We start from the raw sequence: 19504 nt of genomic DNA, 5'->3' as shown, positions 1-19504 counted from the left end.
GCCCTACAGTTCAATGAAATGCGACTTAATCCTGCAACTCCCAAGCCGTCCTATATCCCCCAATCAGCTCCACGTACTCAATCAGCGCCTTGAAAAACGGGTGGGCGCTGAGCGTCGAAGAGTCGCCGACGAGCAGCAGCTTTTTGCGCGCCCGGGTCATGCCCACGTTCATGCGGCGGATATCGCTCAGGAAGCCGATTTCGCCGTGGGTGTTGCTGCGGGTGAGGGTGATGGCGATAATGTCGCGCTCCTGGCCCTGGAAGGAATCCACCGTGCCCACGCTGAGCTGGCGGTGTAGCATGAAGCCACTGAGCTCGTCGTTTTCCTCAATGGCGTCCTTCAGATAGTTGATTTGGGCGCGATAGGGGGCAATTACGCCGATGCTGAGCGGGTCTTCTTCGTGGTCGGCGGGGTCGTAGGGTTCCAGCAGCTGCGCGAGGCGCTTGAGGAGCAAATCTGCTTCTTCGGGGTTGGCGGTGGAGCGGCTTTCGGGGATGGTGATTTCCTGGAAACCGAAGCCGGCCGTGTCGAGGAATTCCACGGGCAGGTCGGGGGCGAAGCGCAGGTCGTAGGCATCGAGGCCGGCGTGCCGCACGGTTTCGTAGGGCGTGAGCTTGCTGTCGTAGAACTGGTCGGAGCTGAACTGCATGATTTGCTCGTGCATGCGGTACTGCACCGTGAGCATGCGGGCCGTGCTGGGCTGGCGCTTGATGGCCTTCTCGAACAGCGTTTCGCGCAGCGCGCCGGCTTTGTCGCTCTTCACGGTGGGCGGCAGCTGGTGGTGGTCGCCGGCCAGAATCACGCGGTTGCCCTTGGCAATCGGAATCCAGCAGCCGGGCTCCAGGGCCTGGGCGGCTTCGTCGATGAACACGGTTTCGTAGGTGAGATGACGGATGTTGCGGTTGCTGGCGCCCACCAGCGTGCACGTTATCACCTGCACTGATTCCAGCAAATCCTCGGTGATGTAGCGCTCCAAATCGTCGGCCTGCTGGAAGAGCATCCGCGCTTCCTCCTTCAGCATTCGGCGCTGCTGCTGCTCCTCGTACCCGAAGTTGCGGACGTGTTTGCTGGCGGTTTCGCGGTACTGGTCGGCCGTCTGGCGCATCGAGCGCATCTCGTTGTAGCTCTTGTGGGCCATCACCTGGGCATCGAGCGTGTGCTCCAGCAGCAGGTCGGAAACCCGCGATGGATTGCCCATCCGAATAACATTCACGCCGCGCTCGGCCAGCTTTTCCGTCAGCAAATCGACGGCCGTGTTGCTGGGCGCGCACACCAGCACGCGCCGCTCGCGCCGGATGGTTTCCAGGATGGCCTGCACCAGCGTGGTGGTTTTGCCGGTGCCGGGCGGGCCGTGGATGATGGCCACGTCCTTGGCCGCCAATACGTGCTTCACGGCGGCCAGCTGCGAGTCGTTCAGCGGGCTGGGATAAAACAGGTCAGTAGCCTTTTCCTCGCGGAAACGGGCTTCCTTGGCCCCCAGCAGGATGTCGCGCAGCTCGGCCAGGCGGTCGCCGTAGGCACCCATTACCTTGCCCAAGGCGTAGTCCATCTCGCGGTAGCTCACTTCGTCGAAGGTGAGGTCGATGCCCATTTTATGGCCTTCGGTCACCCAGTCGGGCAGGTCTTCTTTGGTGGTGGCGAGCAGCAGCTTGTTGCGCCGCACGCTGGTGATGACGCCGTTGAGCGTGGGCCGGTCGGTGGCCGAGCGGCCGGGCACGTTGCCAAACAGGGCCGCGTTCTTGCCCACCTGAAACAGGTGCAGGCCCTGCTGGCCGGCGGGCCGCTCCAGCTCCAGCACCACCTTGCCGCCGAAGCCAATGTCTTCCTGCGTGATGGTGACGGGGTACCAGGTGAGGCCGCGCTGCTGTCGCTCAGAGATGCTGGCTTTGGCGTTTTTAAGCTTGAATTGCTCCAGGTCTTCCTGCTGCTCCAGCTTCATCAGGGACTGGACGTGGCGCAGTTCCTTTTCAATGGCGTAGGGGTCGACGGGGGCGAAAGTGGGGGTGGTATCGGACAAAAGAATGCGGGTTGGGTTCGTTGAGTATTGTAACAACGAAATGGGGTAATATGTGGCCAAAAGGCTCTGGAAAGAACCTTGGATTTATTCGTCGGCTACTTTACGAACATAGCGTTTCAGCTCTTCAATGTCTTGAAACACGGGGCAAACTACCGAAGCGAATTCTTGAACAGCCTCTTCGCTGTCTGCATACATATCCAACTGAAATCCTTCTTCATCAAAGTCCATATGGTCTGCCAAATCCGGGGCACTGCCTTCAATAATCAGCGTGACTATATCAACAAGCGAAATCAGCCCTTCAGCTGGGCTATACCTCTCAAATAGCGTCTTGTAAGCCGTTAAGTCCGGGGATTCAAAATCAGCTACAATCTGATACATCTGTTCGGGCGAACCATGCTGCGCACCATTCGCGAAAGTGATGCTGAAAGGGAAATATTTGTCCATAATTTGATTCTGACAAAGGTTGACTTTAGCTGGATATTAACAAAGGTCGGAGGTAGCCGGAGAAACCCGGAGTAGTTCGCCGTAGGGTGCGGGGCTTGTCCCCGCCCTGCGTTGAACGGAGTCATTGTAACGATGCGAACGTCCGGGCGGGGACAAGCCCCGCACCCTACTGCAAATTGCTCTCGGGTCATATTCTCGTTTCCTTGGCAACGATGCCTGCCGCGCCCGCGACGATAGCAGCGGAGGCGTCAAGCATAGCTGTAGTGACGTCATGTCATGCTGCCGAGGTGGCTAGCATAGCTGCCGTGGCGTTATGTCATGTTGCCGGGCTGGCTATCATTGGTGCCGGGTTGACAAGCATTGCTGCCGGGCTGGCAAGCATTGCGGCGGAGCCGACAAGCATCATTGCCACGGATGGGAGCACCGCTGCCGGCCCGGCATATCCGGCGGTTTCGCTAAAAAGCCACGCGGCACGTATGAGAAGTGCTTTCCCGACTACTCATACTTCCTCAACCCCCATGGCTGCTCCCACCACTCCGCCGCTCACCGGCCCCGATTTTGTTGCCGATGGCCTCGCTCTCGCCGACTTGGCCGATGGCGCGATGACCACCGGCCATGCCCACGGCGAGGCCGTGCTACTGGCCCGGCGCGGCGACGAGCTTTTTGCCATCACCGCCAAATGCAGCCACCTGGGCGCACTGCTGGGTAAGGGCCTGCTCGATGGGGAAACCGTGCGCTGCCCCTGGCACCATGCCTGTTTCAGCCTGCGCACCGGGGAGGCCCTGCGCGCCCCGGCCCTCGACCCGCTGCCGTGCTGGACAGTGGAACAGCGCGACGGCCGCGCTTACGTGACCGGCAAGCAGGAACGCGACCCGCTGGCCCCCGTGGCAGCGGCCGAGCCCCCGGCGCACCCGGCCGCCGTGGTCATCGTGGGGGCCGGCGCGGCGGGCAGCGCGGCCGCCGAAATGCTGCGACGCGAGGGCTACGAGGGCCGCATTACGCTGCTGGATGGTGAGGCCGAAGCGCCCTATGACCGCACTATGCTCTCCAAAAGCTTCCCGGCCGATGAGAAAAAGCCGGTGACGCTGCGGCCCGCCGGCTTCTACGCCGAGCACAACATTGAGGTAGTCCACGGCGAAGTCGCCAGCATTGACGTGCCCGGCCGGCGCGTGCTGCTGGCCGATGGTGTGGCGCACGCCTATGAGGCGCTGCTGCTGTCCCCGGGGGCCGCGCCGGTGCCGCTCGACATTCCGGGCCACGACCTGCCGCAAGTGCATATGCTGCGCTCGCTGGCCGACCACCGCGCCATCGTGGCCGGAGCCCAGGGGGCGCGGCGGGCGGTGGTGCTGGGGGCCAGCTTTATTGGGCTGGAAGTAGCTGCCGCCCTGCGCGGCCTGGGCCTGGAGGTGCACGTAGTGGCCCCCGATAAGGCCCCCCTGGCCAAGGTGCTGGGGCCGGAGCTGGGCGCAATGGTGCGGAAGCTGCACGAGGAAAAGGGCGTGGTTTTTCACTTGGAGCAAAAAGCCGAACGCATCGAAGCCGGCGCGGTGATGCTCGCGAACGGCGAGCGCCTGCCCGCCGATTTGGTGGTGGCGGGCATCGGGGTGCGGCCCCGGCTGGCGCTGGCGGAGGCCTCCGGCCTGGCCATCGACCGGGGCGTGACGGTGAACGAATACCTCGAAACCAGTGTCCCCAGCATCTTCGCGGCCGGCGACATTGCCCGCTGGCCCGACCCGCACTCCGGCCAGAACATTCGCGTGGAGCACTGGGTGGTGGCCCAGCGCCAGGGCCAGACGGCCGCCCGCAACATGCTGGGCCTGCGCGAAAAATTCGACGCCGTGCCCTTCTTCTGGAGCAAGCACTACAACCTCTCGATTCGCTACGTGGGCCACGCCGAGAAGTGGGACGAGGCGGCCGTGAGCGGGGATTTAGGACAACAGAAATGCTCGATTGCCTACCGGGCCGGGGGCAAAACCCTGGCCGTGGCCAGCGTGCAGCGCGACCTCGAAAACCTCCGGGCCGAAGTAGCGCTGGAAAGCGACGATGAAGCGGCCCTGAGCCAGCTGCTACGCGGCGGCACTGCCGCGGGTTGAAACCGCTACGGGCGTGATGATTGCACAAGCTAAAGCCGGTGCTACACCTCCAGCTTTTGCCCCTGAATGGCCTTAGCCATCAGCTCCGGGAACTTGGCCGGGGTGCAGGCGAAGCTGGGAATATCCAGCGCCGCCAGCTGCTCGGCCACGCGGCGGTCGAAGCTGGGGGCACCGTCGTCGCTCAGGGACAGGAGGACTACGATGTTTACTCCGGCGGCTTTGAGGGCGGCGGCGCGCTTTATCATTTCCTTTTCATTGCCGCCTTCGTAGAGGTCAGTGATGAGGACGAGGATGGTATCGGTAGGGCGGGTGATGAGCTGCTGGCAGTAGGTGAGGGCCAGGTTGATATCGGTGCCGCCGCCCAACTGTACGCCGAACAGTAGGTCCACCGGGTCATGCAGGTTTTCGCTCAGGTTCACCACGGCCGTATCGAACACCACCATGTGCGTTTTCACAGCTTTCAGCGAAGCCAGCACGGCCCCGAACACGCCCGCATAAACGACAGACGAGGCCATAGAGCCGCTCTGGTCTACGCAGAGCACAATTTCCTTCAGCGCCTGCCCGCGCCGCCCGAACCCCACCAGCCGCTCGGGAATAATGGTTTTGTGGGCCGCCTGGTAGTGTTTGAGGTTGGCTTTGATGGTCGCGCCCCAGTCGATTTCGTGGTAGCGGGGGCGCGGGTTGCGCACGGCCCGGCTCAGGGCGCCCTGCACGGCCTGGCGCAGCGGGTTGCTGAGCTTCTTTTCCAGCTCGCGCACCACTTTGGTGATGACCTCGCGGGCGGTGGCTTTGGCCTTCTGCGGCATCACCCGGCTCAGCGACATCAGCGTGCCCACGAGGTGCACATCGGCCTGCACCGTGCGCAGGATTTCGGGCTCCAGCAGCAGCTGGTTCAGGCCCAGGCGCGTCATGGCATCCTGCTGCATGATGGCCACTACTTCGGTGGGGAAATACTCGCGGATATCGCCCAGCCAGCGGCTCACGCGGGGCGCGGAGCCGCCCAGGCCGGCCTTGCGCTCGGCCCGGTCGCCGTCGTAGAGGGCGGTGAGCACGTCGTCCATGCGGCCGTAGTCGGGCGGCATCGGCACGGCGTTTTGCGCATCGGCGGCGCTGCCGAGAACGAGTTTCCAGCGGCTTAGTGTGGTGGGCATAGATGTTGGTAGTTTTGGTAGTTGTTACATTGATTTAGAACGTCATGCTGAGCGCAGTCGAAGCATCTCTACCGCATTACCAAATCATCCATTGGATTTACTCTTCGCGGTAGAGATGCTTCGACTGCGCTCAGCATGACGTTCAGGTTTTATCCTGACAAACAATTTAACCCCCCAGCAACACCCGTAGCCCCGGTAGCACCCGTGCCCCGCGCTCCCAATCAAAATCTACTTCCGCAACCGACACCGATGTGGCCTCATCTGAACTCGCAATTTCCAGAATCTGCCGCCGCTCGGGCAGCGAGAAATCGGTGAAGGCGCGGCGCAGCAGGGGCACGATTTCGCGGAAGGTTTCTTCCTGTAATTCACTCAGCCAGGTATCGAGCAAGTCGAATAATTCGCGGTGATGGATGAGCAGCAGGCCCGAGCCGCGCAGGAAACCCTCAATCCAGGCGGTGGCGTAGTCGGTGGGTTGGGCGGGGGCCAGGGCGAGGCCGAGGGTGACGGACGTGGCGGTGGCATCGGCCTGCTGCGCGTCGAAGAGCAGGCGGGCGGCGGCCCCGGCCAGCAGGCCGTTGGTGGGCGCGTGGCGCAGCACAGCGGCCAGGGCCGTGTACCAGTCGGCTTCGTGGGCGTCATTTTGGAGCAGGCGAATGGCTTGGTGGGTGGCTTCGATGCGCTCCAGAAGCGGCTTGGCAGCATCATAATTCAGCCCCGCGCAGGCGGCGGTCAGGCCGATGCACAGGCGCGGCACCAGCTGCTGCACCACCTGGGCCACCTGGGCGGTATCGGTGCGGCGCACGTTGCCGTAGCGCAGCACTTGGGCCAGCGGGGGCAGGGCGGCCAGCAGGTGCGTCACGTCCCGCGTATCGGCCCCGATGGTTTCGAGCCGCGCCACCAGCGCCGGAATGGCCGGGCCGAGGTCGGCGCGCAGGGCTTCTTCCAGTAGGGTGCTCACGGCTTCGAGGCTGGTGGCTTCGGCGGCGCGGGTGGTGGCGCGGCTGGCGGCGGCGGTGAGGACGGTGTTGCCCCAGCGGCCGGCCTCAATCACGGCCAGGGCCATTTCGGGCTCCCATTCCAGCGTCCAGATTTCGTGGAAGGTGCCGCTTTTGCCAGCCACTTCTTCGGGCTCGCCCCAGTTGATGTCGAGCAGGCGCAGGCGGTGCAGCAGGTGGCTGCGGTCGAGTTGGGCTGGCTGGCGCAGGTCGAGGTCGAGCGGTTTCGAAATGGCTTCGGGCTTGAGGCGCAGGGTCTTTTGCTGCTGGGCCAGGTCCTGCTGCAAGGGCGTGGCGGGCAGGCTCGCTGGCACTTCGCCCAGCTTCACGCCAATCACCAGCTCCTTGTGCACTAGCGCCAGCGGCTCGGCGTAGCCCCCACCCAGGATGACCACGGCGGCTTCCTGCAACTCGTCGATGCCCGGCAGCGCCAGGCCGCGCACGGCGGCCAGGGCCGCTGCCAGCCGCACGCCCTCAATGGCGTGGGCCGAGGAAGCATCCACGTCCTGCCCGCGCAGCAGGCGGGTGGCGCGCACCATCCAGTGGGTCAGGACTTCGGCACGAGGCTGGGCGAAGAGCAGCTCGTACCAGGCGGGGGAGAGCACGCCCGCGCCGTAGCCGGAGCTGAAGGACAGCCGCTCGTAGGTCCACGGAATCCAGGTGGTTTCGGTGGGGACTTTCTTCAAGCCTTTGAGGCGGGCTTTGTCTTCCTTTTTGAATAGGTCGGTCTGCAATACCGGGGCATGCCAGGCTCCGCACACCACCGCTACGCGCGGGTAGCCCTGGGCCAGGGTGGTGCGGAGGGTTTCGCGCATGAAGGCCTCGCGCAGGAGGGTTTCTTCGGTTTCGGGGCGTTTTAATTCTTCGCGCAGGGCCGTCATCATGTCCAGCACCACGGCGAAGGTGTCGGCGTGGCCGGGGGCGTGTTCGAGGTGGGTTTCCCACCATTGCTCGGAGTCGGTGTAGCCGGCCAGGCGGGCAATGTAGGCGACGGGGTCGGCGTCGGGTTCAACGATTTCGCCCTCCGCGTTAACCTCACCCCCTGACCCCCTCTCCAAAAGAGAGGGGGCACCGGTTATGCTTTCTTCAGCTTTGTCGGAAGAGTTTTCCTCACGAGCCGGTGCCCCCTCTTTTTTGGAGAGGGGGTCAGGGGGTGAGGTTGACGCTAGGGCCGCCACCGCGTCCCGCATGCCAAACCGCAGGCTCATCGGCAAATCCATGCAGCGCACATGGGCTCCGTTGCGGGCGCACCACTGCACGGCCTGCCACTCCGGCGAGAACTCGGCGAAGGGTAGGAACGAGGCCTGTCCTTGCTGTTTGGGGTTGTAGACCAGCAGGGCTACCGGCGGGCGCAGCTCCGGGTGGGTGGCGGTGGCCAGGGCGGCTTCGGCATCGGCGGGGCACTCCAGCAGCACGATATCGGGCCGGAAGGCGTCGAGGGCGGCCACGAGGCTGGCGGCGCTGCCGGGGCCGTGGTGGCGGATGCCGAACAGGCGGAGGTCGGGGGTGGGCATGAGCGGCGCGGGGTTGGGCAGGGGCTGCAAATGAACAACACCCCGCCCAACCCCGCGCCGCCAGGCCAGTAGCGCGGACTACAAAGTCCGCGCTACAAGCAGCCGGGCCTAGAAACGCTCTTCGATTAGCCCCATGTTGATAAGGGCACCGGCCTTGCCGCCGGCGGCCACGGCGGCCGAAACGGCCCGGAAGCCCGTGGTGGCATCGCCGGCCGCGAACACACCGGGCACGCTGGTGCGTTGGAAATCATCGACCTGCACGTGGCCCATTTCGGTGAAGGCGCAGCCCAACTGCCGGGCCAGAGGGCCGGACTGCTCAAACGGCACGCGGGCAAATACCGCGTCGAGCGGGCGGGCGCTGCCATCGGCCAGCTGCACGGCTTGCAGCTGCCCCTGGGTGTGGATGATGCCGGCCAGCGGCTTTTCTTCGATGGTGATGCCGTGGCGGGCGAGGGTCTGCCGCTGGGCGGGGTCGAGGGTGGCGGGGCCGTCGGTGAAGAGGGTGAGGCGGGGCGACCAGTTGTGAATGAGGCGGGCGAAATCGAAGCCCACGTCGCCGTTGCCGATGACGCCGAGGCGCTGGTCGGCTACTTCATAGCCGTGGCAGTAGGGGCAGTGCAGCACCGAAATGCCCCAGCACTCGGCAAAGCCGGGCAGGGCGGGCAGCAGGTCGATGACGCCGGTGGCGAGCAGCAGCCGGGCGGCGGTGGGGGCGGCCCCGGCGGCGGTTTCGACGCGGAAGCCGCCGCCGGGGAGGGCGGTGGCGGCCAGGGCTTCGTCGTTGCGCAGCTCGATGGTGGGGTAGTGCTGCACCTGGGCCAGGGCCTGGGCGCGCAGGGCGGCGGGGGTGGCCCCGTCCTGGGTGAGGAAGTTGTGGGAGTGGGGCGTTTGGCGGTTGCAGGGCCGGCCGGTGTCGAGGAGGAGCACGCGGCGGCGGGAGCGGCCCAGGGCCATCGCGGCGGAGAGGCCGGCGTAGCTGCCGCCGATGATAATGGCGTCGAAATCGGGCATAGAGGAAGAGGGAAGGAAGCAGCCGCGATACCTGCGGGCCATCGGGGCGGACGCGGGCAGCCGGATTCCCTTACAAAAAACCTGTTTTACCCGCCGACACGCTGCTGCATCCGGCAGATATCCTACTGACGCTAAAATATATCCTACTAGCGGCCGAAGATATCCTACTTCCTATAAAAGGTATCCTACTGGCACCTGTGGACACGGTGCTGGCACTGGAAGATATCCTACTGACGCTTGAAGATATCCTAGTGGCGGGTGTGGAATCGGTGCTGGCGGGTGTTGGGGATAGGCTAGACTTCTTCTTTCGCTGGTTTGGGCGCTCTAATCGGCTTTGATTAATTTCATAGTCTTGTTTTGCTCGATAATAATCTTGTCACCACCGAATGCGTTAAGCCCTCCACGGATTTCACCTAAGCTGTAAATCAAACTGATAGGGTCCGTGAAAGTATATCTTATATAATCATAAGAATTTGAATAAAGGCCATCCTTGCTTTTAGGGTAACTCTTAAATAGCTCTTTATTGTATTTGGGGAGCATCGCATTGATAAGAGCTTTCTCTGCATCAAGGAAGATTGATTTCTGACTAGGTAATGAATAGCCCATCATTAAATCCACAAATTCTTTGCTGCCCGATTTGGCTCCGAAACTTTGAATGTGTGTATTTTCTTTAAAAGCAAAGAAAAGAATGGCTATCTCGTGAGTAGGTAATGAGCCAAATACGATTGGCTCTTCAAGTGAAAGTATGTTCTGCAACGCATCATGCCCGGATAATCTTTGCCAAACTCTTTGGTCAGTTGCTTTACCAACATAAAGGACTTGATATTTTGTAAAGTTTCGAATATTTCCTTCGATATCAGCAATGATACCGCCGTTCCATATGTTTTGGAGTAACTTCTCTGGTGTAAACCATACGATAAATTTTCCTAACGTTTTTTCATCTTCACCTTCATATATCTTAAATCCTGCCACATAGTTCATAGGCATTTCTCCTAAATTGCTCTTAGGATTGTGGGCACCTGCCGAAATTAACACATACTTTGAAGGGTCAATGTTGAAGCACTCCTGAAATAAGGGAACCAAAACCCTTAAAATATTTGGATTGTTTTCTTGGCGTATTTCTAAGTCTATCATTCCATCTTCCGAATAATAATTCAGATTAGAGAAGTATAATTCTGGCCGTTGGCATATTGCGTATAAATTGCTGTTTATTAGATTTGCCTGAATGTCAGTGTCATCTTTCAATAACGCAAAATCACGGTTTGATAGGGGGCTATAAGCTAATTTTAATTGATTGATAATTAATTTCGACCCCATTGTAGTGAATGTTTGGTGTTGGGTTTTAATACACAGTTACTCCACAACCTCCCGACAGGCCCTATACAAATCCTTCCAGCCATCCCGCTCCTTGGCTACGGTTTCGAGGTATTCGAGCCAGACGACGCGGTCGGGGGTGGGGTCTTTGATGACGGCGCCGGTGAGGCCGGCGGCCAGGTCGTGGGCGCGCAGGGTGCCGTCGCCGAAGTAGGCGGCTAGGGCCAGGCCGGAGTTCATGACGGAGATGGCTTCGCCGGTGCTCAGGGTGCCGCTGGGCGACTTGAGCTTGGTTTTGCCGTTGTCGGTGACGCCCTGGCGCAGCTCGCGGAAGATGGTGACGAGGCGGCTGATTTGCTCCAGCGCGGGGGCTTCGACGGGCAGCTGGAGGGGCTGGCCCTGCTTGGCCACGCGGGTTTGCACGATGTGGACTTCCTCGGCCAGGGTGGCGGGCAGGGGCAGCACCACGGCGTTGAAGCGGCGGCGCAGGGCGCTGCTGAGCTCGTTCACGCCGCGGTCGCGGTCGTTGGCGGTGGCGATGACGTTGAAGCCCTGGCGGGCCTGGATTTCGGTGCTGAGCTCGGGGATGGGCAGCACCTTTTCGGAGAGCATGGTGAGCAGGGTGTCCTGCACGTCGGAGGGGATGCGGGTGAGCTCTTCGATGCGGACGAGCTGGCCGGTTTCCATGCCTTTGTAGAGCGGGCTGGGCACGAGGGCGGCCAGGGAGGGGCCTTCGGCGAGGAGGCGGGCGTAGTTCCAGGAGTAGCGGAGGCTGTCTTCGGCGGTGCCAGCGGTGCCCTGCACCAGCAGGTTGGTGTGCCCGCTGATGGCGGCGGTGAGGTGCTCCGACACCCAGCTTTTGGCCGTGCCGGGCACGCCGAGCAGCAGCAGGGCGCGGTCGGTGGCCAGGGTGGCGACGGCAATTTCCATCAGCCGCCGCTGGCCGATGTACTTGGGCTCGATTTCGAAGCCGTTATCGAGCTTGCCACCCAGCAGGTAGGTGACCACGGCCCAGGGCGAGAGGTGCCAGCCGGGCGGCTTGGGGCGGTCGTCGGCGGCGCGGAGGGCGGCGAGCTCTTTGGCGTAGAGGTCTTCGGCGTGGGGGCGGAGGAGGGTGGGCGAGGGAGCGGCCATGGGTTAGGAAATTGAAGGAAGGAAAGGTTCGGTGAGGCTGGCGGTGAGCTGCTGGCGAAAATGCAAGGAGTCGATGAATTGCTCGATTAGGGGAGCCACGAGGGGGTGGCTTTCGCCCACGGGCCGGAGCGCGGCGGTGCACTGCGCGGCCAGCGCCGGAGGCACGTAGCTCGCCAGGCGGTAGAGCAGGGTGGAAAGGCGCTGGTACGGCTCGCCGTAGGGATTGGTGACGAGGGGGGCCAGCACGTCGGCAATGTGCTGGAGCGCCGCGCTGACGATATCGGCGGGCCAGGGCGCGAAAATGTAATTCAGGATGTCGGGCAGGAGAAACGGCGCGCGCTTGTCCTGGAGCGGCAGCAGCGTGCGGAGCAGCGCTATTTTCTCGTCCTCGCTCAGCAGCCAGGTCAGGTGCGTGACTTGCTGGTGATGCAACAGGTTGGGCTGCGTGAACTGGTGCCGCAGCAGGGGCGCGGCAAACGTTTTGTCCTTGTGCAGGTAGGCTGACCGCGACCAGGCCCGCAGTAGCAGGCTCGCCCATTCGGTGGCTTCGGCCAGGCTCAGGAGCTCCTCGGCCGATACTTGCAGGTGTGCGGCCCAGCGGCTGTGGGGCAGCAGCGTGAGCAGCTGGCCCAGCTGGCCGGCCCGCTCGCCGCCCTCGAACTGGTCGTCTTTCTGCTCGATGCCGTCGGCCAGCCAGGTTTTATCCCAGGTTTCGGGCAGGGCTACTTCCAGCTTGTTGCGGCCAATCAGGGGGCGTTTCAGGGTGAGCAGGGGGGCGGCGCGCTGCCACAGCCGTTCCACCAGGGCCGAATGGGGCAGCGGTGCCAGCAGCGGCACCACCGTTTGCCGCACCTCCTTGCTTTTCGAGCCCAGGTAGGTGGCCAGCAGGAGTTCGTCGGCTCCGGTCACGGTGTGCTGTAGCTCGGCCAGCAGGGCCGCCTGGGTGGCCGCGCGTTCGGTGGGCAGCGCGGCGGTCAGCAGCTGCCGGGCCTGTTCGGGGTCCGACTCGTGGAGCCGCTGGATGAAGAAGCGACGCTCGTGCAGGGTCCCCGTTTCCCAGGTCGCCAGGTCTTGCGAGGGGTGCACGTTGGCCAGCACCGGCTGCCAGTCGGGGTTTTGCTGCGCCAGCCAGTGGCCCCGCTCGCCCAGGATGGCCGACAAGGTGCCCGGCAGGTGCAGCCGCAAATCCGAATTGCCGAGCGCAGCCACCAGCAGCACCGGCGGTATCAGGCGCTGGTGCTCCACCATCAGCGTCCAGTAATCGGTGCGAAAAGCGGAATAGCGGTTGCCGGCCAGCAGGGCCCGGAAACACTCCGTGCCGAGGGGCCCCAGCGGCACCCGGCTTTCGGCGGGAGCGGGGGCCGGCGGTGGCGGGGCGGCAGCGGGCCGGAAGCCGGCTTTCTGCAGCACGGCCAGGGTGCCCGCCGCCAGCAGGAGTTGTTGCTCAGCGCCGTCGGCATCGGCAGTGCCAGTTGACGGTGGCGAGATGGCTGTGCCGCTCTGCCGGGTGCCGAGCAGGGCGGTACGCAGCAGCTGGGCAGGGGAGGGAAGCGGGAATTGGCCGGGTTCCACCGCTGCTTGCTGCAGTTGGGGCCGGTTATCGGGGCCCTGACTGGAGGAGGTTTCCACGGCTCTGGCTGTTCCGGCCCAGCTGCTTAAAGGACGGAAGGCCCGGCCGTCCCATTCGCCAAAGAGGGTGAGCGGGTGGCCGCCGCTTTGGGCCAGCAGCTGCCAGGGCACATCCTCATCGGCGAAGCGCAGGGGCAAAGCCCCGTCTTCGGGATGGTGCAGGAGCCAGCGGCCATCGGGCTGCCGCGTTGGCAGGACCTGGGCCAGGGTGGCGGGCCACTCGCGCAGCCAGGGCTGGCGGGCCAGGGCGCTGGCGTAATCATTCAGCAACTGGCTGATGGACTGGCCGGGCGGCACCACGGTTTCCGGCACCGTACCGTCAAACTTTACGTTGACCGGGGCGGCCCGCAGCGGCAGCAGGCCGGGATAGAAAACCAACTCGCCCAGATATGCGCCGTGTGGAATAAACGGCGTGTTGAACGGCTGCCCGCCGAACGAAAACTCCAGCACCAGCGCCGTTTGGCCGGTTTTGCGGCCGTGCAGCCAGGTGCGGCGGGCCGTCAGGCGGTCCTCTTCCCAGCGGAATTGGCCCAGCACGCGCCAGGAGTCGGCCACGGGCGTGGCGTTGGCGAGTAAGTCCTCTTTTTTCAGGTTGATGCCGACTTGCTGGAGTACCTCGGCCCGGGCATCGGGGGCAAGATTGGGGAGGTTCTGGAAGGTGCGGGTCAGCAAATACAATTCGCCGAGGCGGCCCAGCAGGCGCGGGGGCCAGTCGGCGTGGGCGTGGCGCAGGGTGGCCAGCTCGCGCAGGGTGGCGGCCAGGCCGGGCAGCTGGTGGTCGACCAGCCGGGCGGCCTGGCTTTCCCAAAATTTTGGCGGCTGCTTGTCGAGCGTGGCGAGGCCGGCGCGCATCAGGTCTTCGAGCCAGGCTATGAGGTCTTCGGCCCCGGCGGCCATGCGGGCGAGGCGCTTGGGGTCGACGGCTGGCGTTGTTTGACTTTGAAGCGGCGTTTCAACGGCCGCCGTTTCCTCCCTAACAAACGGAGAGACCGGGCTTGCTTCGTCGGCCAGTAATTCAGTTGCTACAGTCGCTTTAGAAACTTTAGAAGCGGGTTTTTCAGCCTTTTTCTCTTGGCTTTGCTGGCGTTTTTCCAGCCACTCGGCCAACCAGGCAGGTGGCGTATTGCCACCAAAAAGCTCCGGCTGGCGGGCCATGAGTAGGATCAGGCCCGCGCCGTGCTTGCAGGGAAAAACCCGGCTGGGGCAGCTGCACTTGAAGGCCGGCTCCGTCAGGTCGATGCCGGTGAGGTAGGGCTTGGAGCCGCTGCCGGCGCAGTCGCCCCAGGCTGCCGTTTCGGTGCGGCCCAGATTGGCCCATTTGGCGGGTTTCAGCAGCTCCTGGCCCCGTTTGAGGGTGCCGGGGGCGGTGATGAGGGCGAGGGCTTGCGCTTCAGAATAGGAAATCATGCGGGGCGGGGCAGGCACCAAAAGTATGTAGCACATGCTTTAGCTTGTGCGGTACCAGGCAATTCGATTTCGCAACGGCACAAGCTGAAGCATGTGCTACAGCCCCACGCCCCAGTTTCACGCAAAAAAGTCGTCCGGGTCGGCTTGGCTCAGGTACTTGCGCAGGGACGACAGCGTACCGAAATATGGCAGCACGCAGGCCAGAAACTCCTCGGCAATGGCCGGGCTGGCGGCGTAGGCCACAAACGTGTGGCCGCTGTCGGCAAACTCTATTTCATCGAGCAGCGCGGGTTGGTGCTCTTCGATGATGGTTTCGAGGTGCTCGGCCCAGGAAGCCGCCGTGCCGCCGAAGCCGAAGTGCTGAAATAGGGCGTAATAATCCTCCAGCCCGCCCACATCAGCAAAAATCACCAGTTGGTACTCGGGCGAAATGGGAGGCGGGGCGGGGGCGAGCTGAAACGGAAAAGTGGCCGACATGGGCCAAAAGTACGCCTACCGGCGCCGGCGCAACGCCACCACCAGCCCCACACACAGCACGGCGAGGCCGGCAATGAGGGCATCGCGCACGAAATGGCCCTGCTTGGCTTCGGCCACTTCGGCTTCGAGGTCGCGCTGGCGGGCCAGTTGCTGCTTTTCGCGCTGGCGCAGGTTTTCGGTTTCGTTGGTGAGCTCGGAGAGGCGCTGGGCAGTCAGGTTGCGGTCGTCGCGCGAGCTGGTTTCGAGGTGGGTGGTGGTTGCGGCCAGGCGCACGGAATTGGTCTGAGCCGCCTGGGCGGTGCGGTTGAGCACGTCCACAATCTGCTGGTCCTTATCCACGATGCCTTGCAGGGCTTCTACCACTTCCTCTAAGTCTTTTTTGGAGGGCTTGTTGCCGAACAGGCTGTGGCGCTGGGCGCTGGCGGCCGTGTAGCGGTCGGTCAGCGCTTTGCGCTCGGCCAGCAGGCCGGGCAGGGGCGAATCCGGGGTGATGGCCGGTGTCTGGGCGGCCGTGGCCAAACTCCAAAAAAGCCCGCCACTGAGTACCAGGGAGCGAAACAATGGGCGGCGGGTGGTTATTTGCAAACTGTCAACCAAGGGAAACAAGGACGTACGCATGAAGAAAATTCAACTAATGAAAAAAGGCAGCCTCTTATTGCTCGGGGCGCTGAGCGTGTGGAGCTGCGAAACGGCCCGACCCAAAACGCCGCCCACCTACGGCGGCGCGGCATCGGAAGGCCTCTACGAAAAAGGCGGCAGCGGCGTGCTGCCCTTCCTGATTCAGGCCACCAGTTCGGACGATACCTACGGCTTTACGGCAAACAACCCGGTGCGGGTCGGCGGCGGGCGCGAAGCCGGCGTGCGCAACCAGCAGCGCTACCTCAACGCCCTGCTGGGCCCCAGGGGCGAACCCATTAATTACGAGCACGAAGGCAACTGCTGCGCGTTTAAGATTGGGGATGGCGGCATCGACAACGAAGGCCAGCTCGACGTGTATTCCATCACTTGGAAAGGACAGAAGCAGCCCCTCAAACTCTACCTGAATATGTACGAGGAAGGCCCGCTGGCCGCCCCCGTGGGCCTGAGCGCCGCCCGCTAGCCCAGCCGGCAGCGGGCCGGCCGGAGCCGGAAAACCGTTACTTTTATAAGTCCGGCCGCTATTTCTCTACCTTCCGATGCCCACCCGCTACTACTCCCGCCTCGCCGCGCTGGCCGCCGACCCCGCCGCCGCGCCCGCCGACCAGCTCCCCAAGCTGCGCAAGCTGCTCGAAACCGTGCTGCGCGACGACTGCAAGGCCCGCGAAGCCCCGTTTATCGACCTCAACCAGGCAATCGGCCAGGCCGCCTACACCCATGAGTTGCCCGCCGCCCTGCGCCAGCAGCTCCAAGCCCTGCGCCTAGCCGCCAACCTGGTGGTGCACGAAAGCTACGCCGGCACCCGCGCCGAAACGGCCCAGGGCTTCGCGGCGGTGGCGGCGCTGGTGCTACACCTCACCGGCGCGGCCTACGCCGGTCCCGCGCTGCCCCGGATAGTGGCTGAAACTGCCGCGCCCACCGAAACGGCAGAAATAGCCGGTACCGCTGCGGCCCACATTCCCGAAGCCGCCGCCAGCACCACTTGGCGCGTGCGGGTGCTGCACGCCGACCTGGCCACCGGCGCGCTCACCGTCGAGATGGCCGCGCCCGCCGATGGCCGCCCCGCCGGTCCCTTCGGTCTGCTGCTGCCCGCCGCCTATGAAAACGTGCTGCCGCTGGCCGCCGCGCTGCATCCCACGCTGCACCTCATCGGCCCGGTGCTGCTGGCCGATGGCAGCGTGCGCGCCCGCCGCGTAGTGCTGGAGCCCGACTACCTCATCAGCGTCACCACCATTGCCGAATGCGCCCAGCGCGACGGCACCATCCCCGAATGGGCGCTGCTGAACGCCTTTTTACCCGATGAAACCTCGCGCCCGCTGGTACTCGGAAACCTGGTGAACCTGCTGCTTGATGAGGAAGTGAGCCACGCCGGCCGGCAGGAAGAACTGAAGTCGAAACAGGAAGCCGCCGCAAAACGGCAGCAGCGGGAGCGGCTGGCGAAGCTGGCCGGCCACGCCATTGCCACCGCCGAGCCGGAAGCGGCTTCTGAAATGGCTAATTCGGAGGCTGCGGGTAACTCCCAATTCGAACTAACAACTGACAACGAACAACCGACACCGAAAGAATTCGACCTGGAAACGTTCTTCCGGGGCCGGCTGTTCCGCTCGGCCCCGCTCTCGCTCAGCACCCTGCCCGAGTTTCAGACCCGCACCGGCGTGCCCGAACTGCTGAACGACCTGCGCCGCCACCACCGCACTCTGCGCGAAACCCGCGCCCTGGGCTTCGTGGCCGCCAGCCGCACTGGCTACCAGCAGGAACCTCTGCGTCTGGCCGACTGCTTCCTCGAACCCACCTTCCTCTCGGCCACCTACGGCTTGCAAGGGCGGCTCGATTTGCTGCACGAAAGCAGCACCGGCTACGACCTGATTGAGCTCAAAAGCTCGACCAAAGTGCCCCACGCCGAGCCTTGGACCAACCACGCCGCCCAGGCCCAGCTCTACCGTCTGCTCCTGGAATCGGTATTCGGGGCCGATGGTGAAACGGCTGGCCGGGGCCGCACCAGCATTCTGTACTCCAACGCGGCCAGCGGCCAGCCCGCCGTGCGCCGCGTCGACCAGGACCAGGACCTGATTGACCGCTTGCTCTCGGCCCGCAACCAGCTCGTGGGTACCGAACTGCAGCTGGCCCGCGCCACCGGCCCGCGCCAGACGGCCCACCTGCTGGCACCCGTGCTGCACCCCAACCTCATGGCCCTGCCGCCCTTCGGCAAAGCCAAAGCCGAAAAAGTAGCCAACGCCTGGGCCGCCGCCGACCCCGTGGAGCGCGCCTACTGCCTGGAGCTGGCCCGCTTTTCGGCCCGCGAAATGCGCCTCACCCTGCTCGGCGACGAAGCCCGCCCCGGCGATGCCGGCGGCCAGGCCGGCCTCTGGCTATTGCCCCAGGCCCGCAAGTATCAAAATTTCAGCCTGCTCGATGACCTGGAGCTAATCGAAGACCACAGCGGCGCACCCGATGATGCCCGCGACAGCCTCGGCCCGCACCTCATTTTCCAGCGCCCGGCCGGGGGCCGCGAAGTCAATTTCCGCGCCGGCGACACGCTGATTCTCTACCCACGCCGCCGCAACTCCCGCGAAACCGCTGCCGCTGAGGCTTCCGAAGTAACGGCAGTTTCTAACTCAGCCGAAGCCAACCCACCAGCCCACCAACCCACCAACCCACCAATCCACCAGCTCAGCGTCCTCGACGCGCAAGTAGTAAAAGTCGTCCTCGCCGAAGACCTCGGGGCCGATGGCCGCGTGGTGCTCAGCGTGCGCAACCGCCGCATGGCCCCGCGCTACCTGCTGGGCCACTCGCACTGGGCCCTGGAGCCCGATACCTACGACACCTTCCGGCGCGAGTGGGCAGGCCTCTCGTCCTTCCTCAGCCTGAGCCCGGAGCGCCGCAAGCGCCTGCTGGCCCGCACCGGCCCGCGCGAGCCGGAGGGCTGGAACCCCGCCGCCGCGCCTGCCACCACGGCCCCCGAAGTAGTGGCCCGTGCCCTGGCCGCGCCCGACTGGTTCGTGCTCTGCGGCCCGCCCGGCACCGGCAAAACCCGCAGCGTACTGCGCGAGCTGGCCGAAAATCTCTACAAAGAAGACAAGCAGGTGCTGCTGGCCGCTTACACCAACCGCGCCGTGGACGAAATCTGCGAGCAGCTGGTGGAAGCTAAACTGCCGTTTATTCGGGTCGGTTCACGGTTGGGCACGTCGCCGCAGTACCGGCCGTATCTGCTCGATGCCATGATTGCCGACTGCGGCAGCCGCCAAACCGTGCGCGCCCGCCTCACGGGCACGCCTTTTTACGTGGGCACGGTGGCAAGCCTGCTGGGCAAGCCGGAGTTATTTATGCTCAAGCAGTTCGACGTGGCCGTGGTGGATGAAGCCAGCCAGGTGCTGGAATCGCCGATGCTGGCGCTGCTGGCTAAGGTGAAGAAGTTCATTCTCATCGGCGACCACCGCCAGCTGCCCGCCGTGGTGGCCCAGGAGCCCGAAACCAGCGCCGTGGCACCGGAAGTAGCCGATTTGCTGCGCGAAAACCTTGGCCTCACCAACCTGCGCAACTCCTACTTCGAGCGCCTGTTCCGCCGCGCCGAGGCCCACTGGCCCCACGCCCACGGCACCCTCGCCGACCAGTACCGCATGCATCAGGAGCTGGCCGTGCTCGTCAACCAAGACTTTTACGAAGGCCAGCTGCGCTGCCCACA

The 19504-nt window shown here is 64.0% G+C and carries 13 protein-coding genes; 3 read left to right on the top strand and 10 right to left on the bottom strand.

Features of this window, described 5'->3' with window-relative positions:
• Positions 1 to 25: 25 nt before the first annotated feature.
• Positions 26 to 2017: an AAA domain-containing protein gene (locus tag AAFH49_RS20160; protein ID WP_342301007.1), complete on the bottom strand. Its 1992-nt coding sequence runs from the start codon at positions 2015 to 2017 to the stop codon at positions 26 to 28.
• Positions 2018 to 2101: 84 nt separating this feature from the next.
• Positions 2102 to 2461 carry a hypothetical protein gene (locus AAFH49_RS20155; RefSeq protein ID WP_342301006.1) on the bottom strand — a complete coding sequence of 120 codons (360 nt, stop codon included), beginning with the start codon at positions 2459 to 2461 and terminating at the stop codon, positions 2102 to 2104.
• Between the two features lie 518 nt (positions 2462 to 2979).
• On the opposite strand from AAFH49_RS20155, the gene AAFH49_RS20150 reads away from it, so the two are divergent.
• Complete coding sequence (locus AAFH49_RS20150; RefSeq protein WP_342301005.1) at positions 2980 to 4554, top strand: FAD-dependent oxidoreductase; 1575 nt, start codon at positions 2980 to 2982, stop codon at positions 4552 to 4554.
• A gap of 41 nt (positions 4555 to 4595) precedes the next feature.
• On the opposite strand, the gene AAFH49_RS20145 is transcribed toward AAFH49_RS20150, so the two are convergent.
• The 8 genes from AAFH49_RS20145 to AAFH49_RS20110 all read right to left on the bottom strand — a co-directional run bounded on the left by AAFH49_RS20145 (position 4596) and on the right by AAFH49_RS20110 (position 15747).
• Positions 4596 to 5705 (bottom strand): VWA domain-containing protein, encoded by a 1110-nt coding sequence (locus tag AAFH49_RS20145; protein ID WP_342301004.1) that lies wholly within the window; start codon positions 5703 to 5705, stop codon positions 4596 to 4598.
• Between the two features lie 166 nt (positions 5706 to 5871).
• Positions 5872 to 8214 carry a DUF5682 family protein gene (locus tag AAFH49_RS20140; protein ID WP_342301002.1) on the bottom strand — a complete coding sequence of 781 codons (2343 nt, stop codon included), beginning with the start codon at positions 8212 to 8214 and terminating at the stop codon, positions 5872 to 5874.
• 108 nt (positions 8215 to 8322) lie between these two features.
• A complete protein-coding gene (locus AAFH49_RS20135; RefSeq protein ID WP_342301001.1) occupies positions 8323 to 9225 on the bottom strand; it encodes an NAD(P)/FAD-dependent oxidoreductase in 903 nt (300 codons plus the stop codon).
• 324 nt (positions 9226 to 9549) lie between these two features.
• Complete coding sequence (locus AAFH49_RS20130) at positions 9550 to 10542, bottom strand: hypothetical protein (RefSeq protein ID WP_342300999.1); 993 nt, start codon at positions 10540 to 10542, stop codon at positions 9550 to 9552.
• A 36-nt stretch (positions 10543 to 10578) separates the two neighbouring features.
• Positions 10579 to 11673 carry an ATP-binding protein gene (locus AAFH49_RS20125; protein WP_342300997.1) on the bottom strand — a complete coding sequence of 365 codons (1095 nt, stop codon included), beginning with the start codon at positions 11671 to 11673 and terminating at the stop codon, positions 10579 to 10581.
• Between the two features lie 3 nt (positions 11674 to 11676).
• Complete coding sequence (locus AAFH49_RS20120; protein ID WP_342300995.1) at positions 11677 to 14709, bottom strand: SWIM zinc finger family protein; 3033 nt, start codon at positions 14707 to 14709, stop codon at positions 11677 to 11679.
• A gap of 117 nt (positions 14710 to 14826) precedes the next feature.
• Positions 14827 to 15186 carry a hypothetical protein gene (locus AAFH49_RS20115; protein ID WP_342300993.1) on the bottom strand — a complete coding sequence of 120 codons (360 nt, stop codon included), beginning with the start codon at positions 15184 to 15186 and terminating at the stop codon, positions 14827 to 14829.
• Between the two features lie 15 nt (positions 15187 to 15201).
• Positions 15202 to 15747 (bottom strand): hypothetical protein, encoded by a 546-nt coding sequence (locus tag AAFH49_RS20110; protein WP_342300991.1) that lies wholly within the window; start codon positions 15745 to 15747, stop codon positions 15202 to 15204.
• Positions 15748 to 15820: 73 nt separating this feature from the next.
• Here AAFH49_RS20110 and AAFH49_RS20105 point away from each other — a divergent pair, with 73 nt between their 5' ends.
• Positions 15821 to 16285: a hypothetical protein gene (locus tag AAFH49_RS20105; protein ID WP_342300990.1), complete on the top strand. Its 465-nt coding sequence runs from the start codon at positions 15821 to 15823 to the stop codon at positions 16283 to 16285.
• A 76-nt stretch (positions 16286 to 16361) separates the two neighbouring features.
• Positions 16362 to 19504, top strand: a 3143-nt coding sequence (locus tag AAFH49_RS20100) for an AAA domain-containing protein (protein WP_342300989.1), incomplete at its 3' end; no start/stop codon positions are given.

Origin of the sequence: Hymenobacter segetis, from assembly GCF_038448715.1 — a bacterium.
GTDB classification, from domain to species: Bacteria; Bacteroidota; Bacteroidia; order Cytophagales; family Hymenobacteraceae; genus Hymenobacter; species Hymenobacter segetis.
The sequence above is the reverse complement of the archived record's forward strand: the minus strand, read 5'-3'. Positions and strand labels throughout refer to the sequence as shown.